At 61.0% G+C, this 15,592-nt stretch carries 11 protein-coding genes; 5 read left to right on the plus strand and 6 right to left on the minus strand.

Translation table 11 applies throughout. The features are described from left to right. Positions 1-121: 121 nt before the first annotated feature. Together JSS27_05195 and uvrB are read left to right on the plus strand one after the other, a co-directional pair. Entirely contained in the window at positions 122-490 is a 369-nt protein-coding gene (locus JSS27_05195) for a helix-hairpin-helix domain-containing protein (GenBank protein MBS0208331.1), read from the plus strand. Positions 491-605: 115 nt separating this feature from the next. Next, positions 606-2,678, plus strand: coding sequence for an excinuclease ABC subunit UvrB (gene uvrB, locus JSS27_05200; GenBank protein MBS0208332.1), 2,073 nt, complete (start codon positions 606-608; stop codon positions 2,676-2,678). A gap of 221 nt (positions 2,679-2,899) precedes the next feature. Here the strand turns inward: uvrB and JSS27_05205 are convergent, their stop codons facing one another. The 3 genes from JSS27_05205 to JSS27_05215 all read right to left on the minus strand — a co-directional run bounded on the left by JSS27_05205 (position 2,900) and on the right by JSS27_05215 (position 8,656). Beyond that, entirely contained in the window at positions 2,900-4,357 is a 1,458-nt protein-coding gene (locus tag JSS27_05205; protein MBS0208333.1) for a leucyl aminopeptidase, read from the minus strand. 99 nt (positions 4,358-4,456) lie between these two features. After that, positions 4,457-6,724 (minus strand): DUF1080 domain-containing protein, encoded by a 2,268-nt coding sequence (locus JSS27_05210; GenBank protein MBS0208334.1) that lies wholly within the window; start codon positions 6,722-6,724, stop codon positions 4,457-4,459. A 261-nt stretch (positions 6,725-6,985) separates the two neighbouring features. Next, entirely contained in the window at positions 6,986-8,656 is a 1,671-nt protein-coding gene (locus tag JSS27_05215; GenBank protein MBS0208335.1) for a gamma-glutamyltransferase, read from the minus strand. Positions 8,657-8,885: 229 nt separating this feature from the next. On the opposite strand from JSS27_05215, the gene sucC reads away from it, so the two are divergent. From sucC to JSS27_05230, 3 genes are all read left to right on the plus strand, one after another. Then, on the plus strand, positions 8,886-10,070 hold the full coding sequence (sucC, locus tag JSS27_05220; protein ID MBS0208336.1) for an ADP-forming succinate--CoA ligase subunit beta: 1,185 nt from the start codon (positions 8,886-8,888) through the stop codon (positions 10,068-10,070). A 55-nt stretch (positions 10,071-10,125) separates the two neighbouring features. Further along, a complete protein-coding gene (gene sucD, locus JSS27_05225; GenBank protein MBS0208337.1) occupies positions 10,126-11,007 on the plus strand; it encodes a succinate--CoA ligase subunit alpha in 882 nt (293 codons plus the stop codon). 235 nt (positions 11,008-11,242) lie between these two features. Beyond that, positions 11,243-12,889 (plus strand): N-6 DNA methylase, encoded by a 1,647-nt coding sequence (locus tag JSS27_05230; GenBank protein ID MBS0208338.1) that lies wholly within the window; start codon positions 11,243-11,245, stop codon positions 12,887-12,889. On the opposite strand, the gene JSS27_05235 is transcribed toward JSS27_05230, so the two are convergent. From JSS27_05235 to JSS27_05245, 3 genes are all read right to left on the minus strand, one after another. Then, positions 12,886-13,680, minus strand: coding sequence for a hypothetical protein (locus tag JSS27_05235; protein MBS0208339.1), 795 nt, complete (start codon positions 13,678-13,680; stop codon positions 12,886-12,888). The two genes, JSS27_05230 and JSS27_05235, sit on opposite strands and share 4 nt — an antisense overlap. A gap of 169 nt (positions 13,681-13,849) precedes the next feature. Further along, positions 13,850-14,350 carry a hypothetical protein gene (locus JSS27_05240; GenBank protein MBS0208340.1) on the minus strand — a complete coding sequence of 167 codons (501 nt, stop codon included), beginning with the start codon at positions 14,348-14,350 and terminating at the stop codon, positions 13,850-13,852. A gap of 57 nt (positions 14,351-14,407) precedes the next feature. Next, a complete protein-coding gene (locus JSS27_05245; GenBank protein MBS0208341.1) occupies positions 14,408-15,403 on the minus strand; it encodes an IS630 family transposase in 996 nt (331 codons plus the stop codon). Positions 15,404-15,592 lie beyond the last annotated feature (189 nt).

Here is a 15,592-nt window from a genome sequence, read left to right on the forward strand (position 1 = left end):
GGTCCGTTGTCAGTTGTAGGAGATTCTGCTGCTGGCCTTTTACAACTGACCACTGACAACGGACAACTGACCAGGAATCGTGACAAGGCGTCCACCTTCCTTAGCTTGAGAGTTAGCGGCCATGCCATTCTGGCCCCTGCGCCGACGCGATCAGGTGACGCTGGCCGGGCTGGCGGTGGTGGCTTTGGGGGCGATGGCGGTCACGTGGTGGAACCGGCGAGACACGTTGGTCGAGTTGGATCGTGCGCCGCGGGGCGAGATCGCTTACCTGATCGACGTGAACACCGCCCCTTGGATCGAGATCGCCCAGTTGCCCGGCGTGGGCGAAACCTTGGCCAAACGGATTGTCGAACATCGCCAACAACATGGACCGTTCGAGCGAGTGGAACAACTTCGCCAGGTCCGCGGCATGGGCCCCAAGACGATGGAGAAGATCGCCGGGAACCTGACCGTGAAGACCGCCGAATCGGCCCAGAACGGTGTTCCCTGAAGCGGTACAATTTGTCGACGACAAAAGGATTGGTCGAGCGATCCTCTCGGCGACTCGCCGGGGCTAATGGTTCGATCGATGCGTACGACTACCACTCATTTACCATAGGCTCCGCGTGATCTTTGATCTGGTCAGTCCGTTTCAGCCGGCCGGCGATCAGCCCCAGGCCATTGCCGCCCTGACCGACGGCGTTCGCGAAGGTCGCAAGCAGCAGGTGCTGATGGGGGTCACCGGCTCGGGCAAGACGTACACCATGGCGAACGTCATTCGCCAGTTCGATCGCCCGGCACTCGTCCTGTCGCACAATAAAACCCTGGCCGCGCAGCTTTACTCGGAGTTCAAGGAGTTCTTCCCCAACAACGCGGTCCACTACTTTGTCAGCTACTACGACTATTACCAGCCCGAGGCGTACATCCCGCAGCGCGACATTTACATCGAGAAAGACGCCTCGATCAACCAGAGCATCGATCGCTTGCGCCTCGCCGCGACGAGCGCCTTGGTCAGCCGCCGCGACGTGATCATCGTGGCCAGCGTGTCGTGCATTTACGGCTTGGGCTCGCCCGAAGACTATCGGGCAATGATGGTCAGCCTTAGCCGCGGCCAACAGGTCGACCGCGACGCCATGTTGGCCAAGCTGGTCGAGATTCAGTACGAGCGCAACGACATCGAGTTCCAGCGCAGCAGATTCCGTGTCCGCGGCGATTGCGTCGAGTTGTGGCCCAGCTACGAGGAATTCGCCTATCGCATCGAGTTCTGGGGTGACGAGATCGATCGGTTGGCCTACATCAACCCAACCAGCGGCGAAACGATCGAAGCCAAGGAAGAGTTGTTCATCTACCCGGCCAAGCACTTCGTGCTGCCCGAAGAGCGGGTGACCAACGCCATCGACAGCATTCGCAAGGAACTCGACGACCGGCTGGAAATCTTCCGCGAGCAGGGCAAGCTACTCGAAGCCCAACGGTTGAACGCCCGCACGCGGTTCGACATCGAAATGATGATGGAAGTCGGCTACTGCCCGGGCATCGAAAACTACAGCCGCCCGTTGAGCGGTCGCCCGCCAGGCTCAACGCCCGACACGCTGTTCGATTACTTTCCCAAAGATTTCCTGATGTTCGTCGACGAGTCGCACGTCACCATTCCCCAGGTCCGCGGCATGTATGCCGGCGACTATAGCCGCAAGAGCACCCTCGTCGAGCACGGCTTTCGCTTGCCCAGCGCGCTCGACAATCGGCCGCTCAAGTTCGATGAGTGGGAAGCCAAGTCACAACAGGCGATTTACGTTTCGGCCACGCCCGGCCCCTATGAACTGGAAAAGACCGGCGGCGAAGTGGTCGAGCAGGTGATCCGCCCGACGGGACTGCTGGACCCGGTGATCGAGCTTTCGCCCGCCCGTGGCCAGGTGCCACACCTGTTGGAACAAATCAAAGAACGCGCCGCCGTCAGCGAACGCGTGCTGGTCACGACGTTGACCAAACGAATGGCCGAAGACTTGTCGTACTATCTGACCGAGCACGGCGTGAAGTGCAAATGGCTGCACAGCGAACTCGACGCCTTCGAGCGGGTCGAGCTGCTGCGCGACCTGCGGGCCGGCCGGTTCGAGGCGTTGGTGGGCGTGAATCTGTTGCGCGAAGGGCTCGATCTGCCCGAGGTCTCGCTGGTGGCCATCCTGGACGCCGACAAGGAAGGTTTCTTGCGCAGCGAGACGTCGCTGATGCAGACCATTGGCCGCGCGGCCCGCAATGTGAACGCCAAGGTGCTGCTGTACGGCGATAAGGTAACCGAATCGATGCGCAAGGCGATCGAAGAAACGCGCCGTCGCCGCGCCGTGCAAGAAGCCTATAACCAGGAGCACGGCATCACGCCCGAGACGATCAAGAAGAGCATTCGCGAAGGGATCGAGTCGGCCGCCGCGGCCCATGCCCAGGCCAACGCCGCCGTCGGCCACGGGGACGAAGTGCAGTACATCACCGAGGAATACCTGAACGAACTCGAAGCCGAAATGCTGGCCGCAGCCGACCAGCTTGAGTTCGAGCGAGCGGCGGCGCTGCGCGATCGGATTGAACGGATGCGCGACTCGCTGGGCAAGCCGGTCCACACGGTCGACTGGCGCGGCGACGACAAGGAACAAGGCAAGAAGCGCGGCAAGAAAGGTGGCTCGCAGATTCCGCGCCCGAAGCGAAGCGTATAGAGCGGGACTCGCCACGTTCTATTGCCTTGGGTGGCACCGATGGCTTGGCCATCGGTGTTGCGCAGCAACAAGAAACTCGATGGGCACGCGCAACCCCAATGGAAACTCGCCACCTGCGCGGGACGGCGATCGAGGTTTCTTGTGGCCTGCGGCCACCCAGGTGCAAGCACCTGGGCCACCCTCGTGTAGCGTCCGCTGCGTTTCCTTCTACGGTCTAATCGTTAATCGCTAGCCGCCAATAGCTCCACCAGCGTCCTCACCATGCACCCCGTGCCGCCGCCGTCGGCCCAGGGTTTCGGCTTGTCAAAGAACGCCGGCCCGGCGATGTCGAGGTGAACCCAGGGGGTGCCGGCCACGAACTCTTCGAGGAACTTGGCCGCCGCGATCGCTCCGCCCCAGCGGCCGTCGCCGGTGTTCTTGATGTCGGCGACTTCGCTGCGGATCATGTCGTTGTATTCGGGGAACATCGGCAGTTGCCAGATCGGCTCGCCGACCTTGCGCGCGGCCCCCATCACCGTGTCGCACCAGGCCTGATCGTTCGCCATCGCTCCGACCACGTCGGTCCCCAGCGCCACCACGCACGCCCCGGTGAGCGTGGCCAGGTCGACGATCTTGCTCGGCTTGTAATCGAGCGCTACGTTCAACACGTCGGCCAGGACCAGGCGCCCTTCGGCGTCGGTGTTCAGGACTTCGATCGTCTTGCCGCTGCGCGCGGTCAGCACGTCCCCCAGTTTCATGGCCGCGCCGCCGGTCATGTTCTCGACCAAGCCGGCCAGCCCCACGACATTCACCGGAAGTTTCAACCGGGCGATGGCCGTCATGGTGGCCAACACCGCGGCCGCGCCGGCCATATCGCACTTCATCGTGGTCATACCATCGGTCGGCTTGAGCGACAATCCGCCCGAGTCGAACGTGACTCCTTTGCCCACCAGCGCGATCGGCGCTTCGCCGGCCTTGCCGCCGCGATGCTCCAGGATCACCAGCCGCGGCGGGCGCTCCGACCCCTTGGCCACCGCCAACAGCGAGCCGCAGCGTTCCTTCTCCAAGCGTGCTTTGTCCCACACTTCGCAGCGTAACCCGACCTCTTTCGCGGCCGTTTCGGCCGCCTTGGCGAACGACTCGGGATACATCTCCTGGGCCGGCTCGTTCACCAGTTTACGGGCCAGATTCAGCGTCTCGCCCAATACGTTGCCACGTTCAAGCTGCGTGGCCGTCGCGCCGCTGAACGTAATCTCGCCGAAGGGGAATCGCTTCTTCTCGATCCGATACAAGTCCTGTCCCTGGCAACCGACCGCGGCACCGGCCACCGAGGCGGCGGCAAACGGCGCGAACGGACCTTCGTTCAGAAACAACGCCACCTTGCCGCGCTGCTTCTGCGACAAGAATCTTGCCGCGCAAGCCGCGGCGCGATACGCCACACCGGCGTCGACCTTGGCCGCGTCACCCAAGCCGACGGTCACCACCAGCGGAGCCGCCACACCCGGCACGTCGTACAGCGCGAGCGTCTCGTACAACTTGCCGGTCAACTCCTTCCGCTCCTTGAGCCGCGTGAGCAGGCCTTGCGAAGCGTTGTCGACTTGCTGGGCAGCGCCGGTCAGCGTCCCGTCAGAATAAAACCCGACCGCCAAGGCGTCGCAAGTAGTCTTAGTTACCGATTCAGCGGCGATTGTGATGTTCATGTTGGTTGTAATCGTTCGCGTATTAATAATGCGTTCGTGTAAAGAACGAGGGACTCTCGCGGCTCAATCGTTTACGTCGTGGCGGTTGGCGTCAGGGCTCTAACGCGCTTCGCCAGTGGACGTATAATATAACACCAGCCAGTTATGCGTTGGCCACGAGTAGGGAAGCCGGACCTGACTTGCCAATGGTTGCGTCGTCAGCCACCACCGCCATGACAGGCCGTGATAACTGCCCACAAAGGTCTCGCGCAGTTCTGGTTGCCCGATTGGCAGGCGGAACATCAATTCATTCGGCGGCGAGGCATTTGGCTCAATGGACTTACTGCCGTTTTCCGCCGCGATCAGGCCGACAATTCGAGCGTCGGGCGACGGTAGCTGGTGCGCCAGTTCGCCACCCCGCTGAAAGAACCCCCGCAGTGGCAGCCTGATTCCATCGCTTAGTCGGTACGATTCATCGTACGCGACCTGCAACTGCACTTCCTTGTGCGCACGCTTGGCACGATTGACCACGGCAAACGAGATTCCCTGCACATAGGGCATGGCCAACCGATTGAACAACCCGTCTTTGTTCAGCACGACAAGATTCTGATAGTTCTTCCCCTGATCGAGTCCCGGGAAGAAATACCGCACCGGCGCGGCGATCGTCGGCGCGCTTTCCCCGTCGGCCGTGATTTCCAGCCATAGGTCTTCGGCTTGGAGCGTCTTGGTGGGCACGCGCAAACGAAACCAATGCACGACGCCTGTGCCGTCGAGTTCCACCAGCTTGATGCGCGCGCCGGGCTCGATGGTCAGTTGTTCGCTTTCCGCCTTGCGCAGTCGGTCGTGTTGTCGAATGCCGCCATGACCATGCTGCTCCCAACGATAGGACAGGGCCGGCAGCAATTGCCGCGTCAACTCGGGTTCGGCGGCGGCAACGGTCTCGAGCTTGGTTGGTTCGTCGATCGCCACGACTTCGATGTCATGCTCGGGCACTCGTTCGGCTTCCATGGTGACGACGAGCTGATGCGCGAACGGGAAATAAACGAGCGGGCCATTGAGATCCTCACGAATCGTCGGTACATGCTTCAGCAATTCGTTCGCCACGCAATCAATCGTCGGCTGCTTGACGCCATCGACGTACATGCGCAGACGGGCCGAACTGTGCTGCAAGCCACTGATCGACAGCAGCGCCCCCCGCCCTTCAAACACCCCCATCAGCCGGCCGTTATCGAGCTTGGGATAAGTCTCGAATGGATCAATGCTCTTCGGCTGCATTGGTCGTAACACGTCACGGCGCGAGAGCGCCTCGGTGTTCATCAGTTGATTCACCAGCGTTTGCGCGCCGGTCATGCGCCGTGGTTGATACCACTGGTCCAAACCTGGCGACGACGCTCCTTCCAAGACGTAGATGTTGCGAAACTCGGTTCGGGCGCCGTGGTCTTGCAGGCCGATCCAACCATTCAGGAACCGATGCTTCAACTCGGGGGACCAGAACGTGTTGACCTGCTGGACCAACTCGCCGTTCATCCAGGCCGAGATCATGTACCCCTCGGCTTTGACCACGACCCGGTTCCACTCCTCGGATCGGTCATTGCGTCGCAGCGGCGGCACGTTGCCATAAATGCTCATCGTCGAATGCCGCGTGATCGGCATTTCGGCGGGCTCGTCCATCAACTGTAATTCCATCCCCTCGGTGCTGGGCCAGGCGGCCCGCGGCGTGCGAATGCCGACGCCCGAGTTACCCCCTTTGGCCATCTTGTATTCGAACGACAGGGTAAAGTTGCCGTATTCCTTCTCGGTTCGCAGATAGTCTCCTTTGTCGTTGATGCAGACGATCTTGCCGTCGATCACTGGCCACGAACCAATGTTCCCCGGCGTCCACCATCCCGTCAGGTCGCGACCGTTGAATAGCGGCTTCCCGCGAGGTTCGGTGACACTCAACTCGGTGATCTGGACTGCCTTGCCGGTACTCGCGAACCGGAACGCGACACGTTCCGTAGGATCCCATTCGCCGGTGGCCGAGCCGCTTCCCCTCAATTCAGCCCATTCGATTCGCTTGCCCTGCCGCTTGCCCTGGATGGTGCGAGTGCCGTCTACCTCCTCCCCCTCGACCCCGGAGTAAATCACTTCACCATCGCTCGCTCCGACGAAGCTCAACTCAAGCGGCGCACCACGCCAGCTCAGTGTGAATTCAAACTCGCCGAACGTCCAAGCACTGGTGATCGGCGAACACCCCTTCTCGCAGTGCAGAACGCCGTTCTTCACGCTCCAGCCGCGCGGCGCCTCGGGTCCGGCGTCCCAACCGGCCAGAGAGTCGCGGGCAATCAGACTGACACCGGGCGATTCGTCCTCGGCCCGGACGACACCGCACAACCCTGCCACAAGCACCCAAATTGCTGCGCAAGCAGCAACACCTCTCCCTCTCAGGGAGAAGTCGCGAGCGCAGCGAGCGGGTGAGGGTAAACACGTTGCCAGCCTGAAGACATCGTGACAGGAGTGGACGAGCCGTCCCCAGGGCCGTTTGGCGTGCGACGTCTTTACCCTCCCCCCTGCCCCTCCCTGGAAGGGAGGGGTGTTTGCCGGTTGGCTTGCGACGTTTGGATTCGTAGACATGGCGGTAACATTGATCTAAAGCAAAAGGAGAAGAGCCTACCAAGCTGCGGCGTGACGCCCCGCCGACGGATCGCCGGCGGCGCGAATCGTGCCGTCACGCGGATCGATGGCAATCATCACGGGCGACGCCGATGGCCCGCGCTGTTGTTTGACGCGATGCCCCAATCGTTTCAACTCGGCGATCGTCTTTTCGTCCACGGTGTCATAAGCCGTCAAACTTCCCAGCTTGGCCGGCGTCTGACCGAACGAGCCCAGGTGATGATCCGTGGCAAACCGCTCGGCGGTCACCGCCTGGGCCGGCAACATACCGAAGTCAACCGCGTTCAACAGCACCTGCAAGCCGGTCTGATCCTGACGATCGCCGCCGGCCACGCTGATGGCCAGCGTCGGCTTGTTGTCCTTTAGCACAATCGTCGGCGTCAGGGTGATCCGCGGCCGCTTGCCCGGCTCGATGCAGTTGGGGTGATCTTTCCAGATGTTGAAACTTTGCAACCGCGTGCCCAGCCAGATGCCGGTCTTGCCGGCCAGCACGCCGCTCCAACCGCTGGGCGTCGCCGCGACCATGTTCCCCGCCGCGTCGGCCGTCACGCAGGTAGTTGTGTCACGATTCGGCCCCCCCAGGCCGACGCGCTTGTTTGCCTCGTCGAGCAAGGGGCGTCCCTGGCGTGGATCGCCGGGGCGCTGTTCGAGCGAGGCTTTTTGCGGATCGATCAACGCGCGGCGGGCCTCGGCATAGCTGGGAGCCAGCAACTGTTCGAGCGGCACGTCGGCATACAACGGGTCAGCGTAGTAAATGTCCCGATCGGCCAGCGCCAGCTTCATCGCCTCGAAGGTCAGGTGGACCGTTTGGGCCTGGTTGTGTCCCAGCGGCGACAGCTCGAAACCTGACAGCAATTGCAATGTTTGCAGCGCCATCGGCCCCTGGGACCAGACGCCGCACTTGTAAACCTGATACCCGCGGTACTCGACGCTGACCGGTTCTTCGACGCGTGTCACGTGCCGCGCCAGATCGTGATAGCGAATCAACCCGCCGTTGGCTTCGCACCAGGCCGACAGTTCCCGCGCGAGCGGGCCGCGATAAAAAAAATCGTCGACCAGTCGCAAGCCGCGCCGCCGGTCGCCGGCGCCCGACTCTTCGGCCTCGATCAACCGGCGCAAGGTGGCGGCCAGGTCGGCATGCCACGGCTCGGCGTGTCGATCCAAGATCGCTAGCGCCGGCGCGGCCACGTCGGCAAACCGCAACGTGCCAAACCGGTCGAGCACCGTGACGCACGCCCCCAGCACGGCCGGCACCGCCGCCGGCTCGAGCCCCGACAGGGGAATCCCTCCGCGCGCGGAAAAGTGCTCGCGAGTTGCCAACCGCGGCGCGGCCCCTTGGCCGCAGACCACTTCGACGACGCCGCGCTTGGCATCGTAGAGGACGAACGGCACCTCGCCGCCAAAGCAGAACTGATCGCTGTCGGTCACGCTCAGGGCCAGCACCGTGGCGACGGCCGCGTCGGCCGCGTTGCCTCGCGCTTGCAGAATCTGCATCCCCGCCGCGACTGCCTCGGCGCCGCCGGCGGCAACCGCCCCTTGCTTCCCTTCGGCTCGCCAGTCCCCCGCCGAACGCGCCTTTGCGTCGGCCGGTTGAGCCAAGACCAGAGTCGGCAACATGCCCAGCAGGCTAGCGCAAATCAAATGGGCAGCCCAAGGCGAGATGTTCATGTGGGGAACCTGCGACGAAGGTAGGAGGCGAACTCGACCAGTTTACTGCCGGTCCACGCCCCGCAATACGCGCGGTGGCCGCGAAATCGGCGAGCGGCATGACAATTTCTCCCCCGGCCACTTGTCCACCGACCCGGCAAAAGGGAATATAAACCGTCCCGCCGGGCCCCACGGGGCGCGAATGTTCACCGGCGGCGAAACTTTTGACGGCTCACGACGCGACAACCATATGAAAATTCACGAGTTCCAGGCCAAGGGCATTTTGCGACAAGCCGGCGTGCCGGTCCCAGCGGGCGAAGTGGCCCGTTCGGGCGAAGAAGCGGCCGCCGCGTTTACCAAGCTGGGGGGCGCGCTGGCCGTTGTGAAGGCCCAGATCCATGCCGGCGGCCGCGGCAAGGGAACCATCAAGACCAATCAGGCCCAGCGCGGCGTGCAACTGGTCCGCAGCCCTGACGAGGCCAAGCAAGTCGCCGCCAACCTGATCGGCAACGAGCTGGTCACCATTCAAACCGGCGCTGCCGGTCAACAGGTGAGCCAGGTACTGGTCGAAGCCGGCTGTAAGATCGCTCGCGAGTTGTACCTGGGCATTGTCGTCGACCGGGGCAGCAAAGCGCCGGTCCTGATGGTGTCGAACCAGGGTGGCATGGACATCGAAGAAGTCGCCGCCCACACGCCCGAGTTGATCTTCAAAGAAGCGTTCGACCCCGAGGCGGGCCTGCGACCCTATCAGGCTCGCAAGCTGGCCGTGTTGCTAGGACTGCGCGGCGCGAGCCTGGGTCATGCCGAGAAGTTCATGCGCGGCTTGTGCCAGGTCTTCTTGAAGCAGGATTGCAGTCTGCTGGAAATCAATCCGCTGGTCGTCACCGACAACGGCGAGCTGATCGCGCTCGACGCCAAGATGACGTTCGACGACAACGCCCTGTATCGCCACAAAGACCTGTTGGAACTACGCGACTTGGCCGAAGAAAACCCCGACGAAGTCCGGGCGGCCGCCGCGGGGCTCAGCTTTGTGAAGCTCGATGGCAACATCGGTTGTCTGGTCAACGGCGCTGGTTTGGCCATGAGCACGATGGACCTGATCAAGCTGCACGGCGGCTCGCCGGCCAACTTCTTGGACGTCGGCGGCGGCGCCAACGTCGAGCAAGTGACCGAAGCGTTCCGCATCCTGCTGTCAGACAAGCTGGTGAAGGCCGTGCTGGTGAATATCTTCGGCGGCATCATGCGCTGCACGACGATCGCCACGGCCGTGGTCGAGGCGTACAAGACCGTGGGCTTCAACGTGCCGCTGGTCGTACGTCTGGAAGGGACCGAAGTCGAAGAAGGTCGCAAGATCCTGGCCGGTAGCGGCGTGAACATCATTGCCGCCACCGACTTGACCGACGCTGCCAAAAAGGTCGTGGCCGCCGCTAAGTAACGCCCACTGAACCCGAACACATCATTCCACAATTAGCCTGCCGAGCGCGTAACCGATGAGCATTCTGATCAACAAAGACACCCGCGTCATTTGCCAAGGCATCACGGGCAAAGTGGGCCAGTTCCACACCAAGGGCTGTTTGGCCTACGGCACCAAGATGGTTGGCGGCGTCACGCCGGGCAAAGGTGGCGAGAAGGTCGAAGGCCTGCCGGTCTTTGACACCGTCGTGGAAGCGGTCAAGGAGACCGGCGCGAACGCCACGATGATCTTCGTGCCGCCGGCCTTCACGGCCGATGCCATCCTGGAAGCGGTCGATGCCGGCATTGGCGTGATCATTGCCATCACCGAAGGCGTCCCGGTCATCGACATGGCCAAGGTCTATCCGATCGTCAAGCGGAGCAAGTCGGTGCTGATTGGCCCGAACTGCCCCGGCGTGATCACGCCGGACGAATGCAAGATCGGCATCATGCCGGGCTATATCCACAAAAAGGGCCCGATCGGCGTGATGAGCCGCTCGGGCACGCTGACCTATGAAGCGGTCTGGCAGTTGTCGAACCTGGGTCTGGGTCAGAGCACGTGCGTCGGCATTGGCGGCGACCCGATCGTCGGCACGTCGCAGATCGACCTGTTCAAGCTGTACCAGGCCGACCCCGCCACGGAAGCGATCTTGATGATCGGTGAAATCGGCGGCACGGCCGAAGAAGAAGCGGCCGCGTTCGTCAAAGAACACGTCACCAAGCCGGTGGCGGCGTTCATCGCCGGGCGCGCGGCCCCTCCGGGCAAGCGGATGGGTCATGCCGGCGCGATCATCTCGGGTGGCAAAGGAACCGCCGCCGAAAAGGTGGCGGCCCTGGAAGCGGCTGGCATCTCGGTGGCCGAAAGCCCGGCCGACATGGGGGCCGCGATCCAGCGCGCCCTCAAGCGCAAGGGGAAGTAGGACGTCGCGTTCGTTCGTGACGCACCCTCGAAAGAGCGGGAGCTAGGGACGGTCGCCGCATTGAACGAGTGCGGTTCCCAAGGAAGCAGGGGATCATGAAGTCCGAGTCACCCAGCACTTGACGGACAACATTGAAAAGGCAGAAAATGGCATGCTGCTGAGCGATTGCGCTAGAATGACACGAGTTCGGCGTCGGTCACTCAAGGAAGCCTAATCTCCGAGGCAAGGATGGCCCATGAGTACAGTCCAGTCGAGTGAAAAGAAGCTGCGGGGTGGATACTACACACCGGCAGCCGTTGCCAAGTGGCTGGCTAAATGGGCGATCCGTTCGAGCAGCGATCGAGTTCTCGAGCCGAGTTGTGGGGATGGCGTATTCCTCGAATGCGCGTCGTCTGCATTAGATTCGTTACGAAAGCGCGGCTCGAAACTTCAGCGTCAGATCGTTGGTATTGAACTTATCCCTGACGAAGCAAGCGCGGCCAAGCAACGTGCTGTTGCGACATCTGAGGTCATCTCGGGAGATTTCTTTGCTTGGCTCGAGCAACACGGAAGCGGCGAACGATTCGATGCGGTGATTGGAAACCCTCCGTTCATCCGCTACCAGAACTTCCCTGAACCAGCTCGAACCCTAGCAATGGACTTCATGCAGTCGCAGGGGTTGCGTCCAAATCGCCTGACGAACATTTGGGTTCCATTTGTAGTCGCGGGCATTTCGTTGCTTAAGGAGGACGGTCGGCTCGCAATGGTTGTTCCGGCAGAACTTTTACAGGTTACTTATGCGGGTCAGTTGCGTCAGTACTTGTCGGATTCGTTTAAGCGCATCACAATTTACGCTTGTAATGAGATGTTTTTTCCGAACGCCGAGCAGGAAGTAGTTTTGCTTCTCGCGGAAGGAAAGCTCGGTAATGCTGACCCTAGAAATAAATGTGACATTTCGCTCGTAGAAACGGCTTCGGTTGCGCAGCTATTGCGACGGAACGCTCGCTCGCAGACGAGGAAGGCCCGCCCAAAATTTTTGCAACACGAGAGCGAAAAGTGGCTGAAATACTTTCTCGATGCCGAAGAGATTGATTTCATGCGGGCGCTACGCGAGCATACTGCAATTGGCCCACTTAGCGCGCATTGCACTGTGGACGTTGGAGTTGTCACTGGAAAAAACGATTTCTTTGTACTCGATCAACAACAGCTTACCGAGTACGAAGCGCATGATTATGTCGTTCCACTCGTAGGGCGATCCGCACAACTGGCTGGGACGCTCCTCAAGCCTGGTGAATTTCGTCGCATGGCAGACGACGGTAAACGTGTTTGGCTTTTACATCTTACCGGTCACGCACCTGCGGGATTCACTCGCGGGCTTCGTCAGTGGATTGCTGCGGGAGAGGCCGATGGGGTACACCGTGGCTACAAATGTAGCATTCGGACTCCCTGGTATCAGGTGCCGTCTGTGTGGGAGCCAGATTGTTTCATCTTTCGACAGATTTATGATTTTCCGCGAGTCGTCGTGAACAAGGCAAAGGCCACCTCGACTGATACCATCCATCGCGTTCGATGCGCCTCCAATCCTGAGCGGATTGCATCAAACATTTACACTCACCTAACAGCAGCTTCAGCGGAAATCGAAGGACGAAGTTATGGTGGAGGAGTACTTGAGCTTGAGCCAACAGAGGCGGAAAGAGTGCTTGTTCCTCGCACCTTGAACGGCGCGATGCCAATTGCCGAGGCAGACCAACTTGTTCGCGCTGGCAGGCTTGATCAGGTGCTCGAGCACAACGACAACGTCGTGCTTCGCGAATCACTTGGTCTCAGTAAGGGCGAATGCGCGATGTTGAAGCGCATCTGGGTCAAGATGCGAGACCGCCGCAAGTCTCGTCGACGCGCTTAGGCGTCATCGTCGTCGTTCTCGACGCCGTCGTCCTGGTCTGGCTCAATTAGTTCCTCCCCAGCCTCCTCCATCGCTCGTTTCTGAGCTGCTGATGGCTTGTCGTGGGGAGCCATGCCGTCGTATCGAGCGTGGTACGCTGCCTGAACTTGCTCGGAAAAATGTTCGATTCGAAGCGGCGAACCTACGGGAGGCCAGTTTGCTTCGATGGTACCATCGTTCGGGTTCCACAGAACCAAAGTCATTGCCTCGGCCTTGTGAGGAACATCGATGGGAGAGCTTCGGCCTACGAGTCGGTCTAGCATTCGCGTGAATCGGTCGCGAGTCTGCCCCGTAAAGCATGGTGATGGAATGATGACCACAAAGCCGACGACCGCGTAAGGGAACCGAATGTGAACGGTTGTCGCTTCGGTGCCAAGGTCATTCACCATATTCTGGAAATTCTTGCCGACGCTCTTTGTGTCATTGAGCGTTTTGCTGTCGGAAACAAATCTCACCCCATCAGGTCGATATCCGACATCGTAGTTCTGCGGCCTGATTCCGCCGATTACCCGGACTGGGCCAACTTCAACCGCGTCTGCGCTAGCGGGAAGAAGGGCTTGCTGGCTTGGAGCGGTCACTTCAATTCCACCCAGCATTACTGCAAGCGCTTCGCCAATCCGCTTGTCGAATACTTTCCCAAAGTCCATGCCCTCTTTCTTGTTCAGCGCCTGATTTACGAGCCACTTTTGACCCCATACCCGCAATTCTGCAGTAGGGATTTGGATCCTCGGCATTGGCGCAAGAAGCGGCATTTCGGTAGCTTAGCGGGGGCCGGGTATTCAGGACAATACCCGGCGCGGCCTCCAATGGCTACAAATGCTTCTCGCCGGTGCTGAAATCGCCCAGAACCAAAATATTCGCTGACAATCGCTTACGCCCCGGCTCTCGTCAAGATTATCGCAATACAATCGCCGTGTGCTCTCAACCGAAAATGCCGCGGAAGAACCGCTCGGCTTCGATCGCCGCGCCGCGCGCGTCCCAGACGTGGTTGCCAAAGCCGACCTGCGCGAGGACGTAGTTTCCGATCGCGAATTGGCCGACGCTGACGTAGCCAGTGGCCAATTGTCCCACGCCAAACACCATGCCCAGCGCAAGTTGACCCACGCAAAACGCGCCGGTCGTGGCCTGTCCCAGCCCGACTAGGATGCCGAGCCCCAGTTGCCCCACGGCCACGGCGCCAATCGCCGCCTGGCCAATCGCCAAGATGCCGACCGCCACGCGGCCAACCGCGACGATGCCTTTGGCGACGACCAACGAGCCGGTCTCGGGGGACTTGCCGCTGGTGTAATGCAGCAGCGGAATGCCTGACCACTCGCGGTGCGAGCGGAACTCGGCGAACAACTTGCCGTCGGGGTACAAGAACCGCCGCCAGACGCCCCAGGCCGTCTCTTCAAACTTGTATTCGATCGGCTCAAGCAGCAGGTTCGTCGGGCTCATGGGCTCCCCCCTAAATAGCTTTCCGTGATTTCGGGAGGGTTCTTACGCGGCTTTTTTTTGGGCGGGCTGTCGTCGGGCGATTTGACGGCGGCGATGCAGATAAGCTCGGACCTCGCTCATCAGTTCCTGCATCGTAGAGCACCGATGATTGCGGGTCACGTTGTCATGCAAGTCTTTCCACACGCGTTCGATCCGATTGTGGTCCGGACAATACGGCGGGAGGAACTGTAGTCGGACGCGTCCGCCGAGCGTCGCCAACGCCAAGCGGGTCTGCCGACTGTCATGAATGCGGTAGTTGTCCAGAACGACGTGAATGCGTCGGGCGCGCGGGTAGACTTGAATCAACTTCCACAGCAACAAGATGAACAAGTCGCTGTTCTTCCGTTCCGCTTCGACCCAAATCAAGTCGCCGGTCCGGGCGTCGAGCGCACCGGCCAAGTAGCGTTTTTCGTTTTGGCCCGGCGTGAGCACCGCCTTCTGCGTGCCGCAACGCATCCAGTCCGGACCGATTTTGGGGTTCAAGTGAACGTCCACTTCATCGACGTACACGACGACCGTCCCTTTGCGCGATCCCTTCATCAACCGCCGGAGCTCGTTCAAACGCCGCGTTTTCCGGGCTTTGCTCCAAGGACAGCCCACCGTCGGCTTGGGACGGCCGTGTCGCACTTTCAGCCTCTTCAACAAGCGGCTCATGGTGGTCCGGCCAATCTTCGTGCCGGTCTGCTTCTGAAGTACTCGAATGAACAACTCTTGCGTCCAAGTCGGTCGCCGATAGCCGAAGTCGCTCGGCCGTCGATCGACCAATTCCAGCAACGCCGCCGCATATTCTTCCGTCACCTTCGCCGCGCCGTTGTCCTCGCGGCGGTCGCTCAAGCCCGGCAGGCCCGCCTTGGTAAACCCCTCGGCGACACGATACACTTGAGACGCCGAAGCTTGTCCACTCGCGGCGATCTCGGTCGGCGACCGGCCCTGAACGAAACCGAGCACGATCTTCGAGCGGCCGCGGATGACCGCATCCGGAGAACTCTTGGCGAACATTCGAACTAACCGCCGTTCGCGAACAGGCAGTTTTTTCCAATACGCAACGACCTTCTCTGATACCTTGACTTTCATGAGGAACTCCAGGCACGAGTGGGTTCTGTAACAACACGCAAGTGCTTGCGAGTTCCTCTTTTACTTCCATCTCCCAGAATCGCGCAAGGCTAGTCAGCAACCACCGGCAGAGCC

This window comes from Planctomycetota bacterium, from assembly GCA_018242585.1.
Classification (GTDB): domain Bacteria; phylum Planctomycetota; class Planctomycetia; order Pirellulales; family PNKZ01; genus JAFEBQ01.

Bases quoted from the DNA above. Each gene is read 5' to 3' on its own strand.
- JSS27_05195 (MBS0208331.1), top strand. From the start codon at position 122: ATGCCATTCTGGCCCCTGCGCCGACGCGATCAGGTGACGCTGGCCGGG.
- JSS27_05205 (MBS0208333.1), bottom strand. From the start codon at position 4,357: ATGAACATCACAATCGCCGCTGAATCGGTAACTAAGACTACTTGCGAC.
- JSS27_05215 (MBS0208335.1), bottom strand. From the start codon at position 8,656: ATGAACATCTCGCCTTGGGCTGCCCATTTGATTTGCGCTAGCCTGCTG.
- sucC (MBS0208336.1), top strand. From the start codon at position 8,886: ATGAAAATTCACGAGTTCCAGGCCAAGGGCATTTTGCGACAAGCCGGC.
- sucD (MBS0208337.1), top strand. From the start codon at position 10,126: ATGAGCATTCTGATCAACAAAGACACCCGCGTCATTTGCCAAGGCATC.
- JSS27_05230 (MBS0208338.1), top strand. From the start codon at position 11,243: ATGAGTACAGTCCAGTCGAGTGAAAAGAAGCTGCGGGGTGGATACTAC.
- JSS27_05235 (MBS0208339.1), bottom strand. From the start codon at position 13,680: ATGCCGCTTCTTGCGCCAATGCCGAGGATCCAAATCCCTACTGCAGAA.
- JSS27_05245 (MBS0208341.1), bottom strand. From the start codon at position 15,403: ATGTTCGCCAAGAGTTCTCCGGATGCGGTCATCCGCGGCCGCTCGAAG.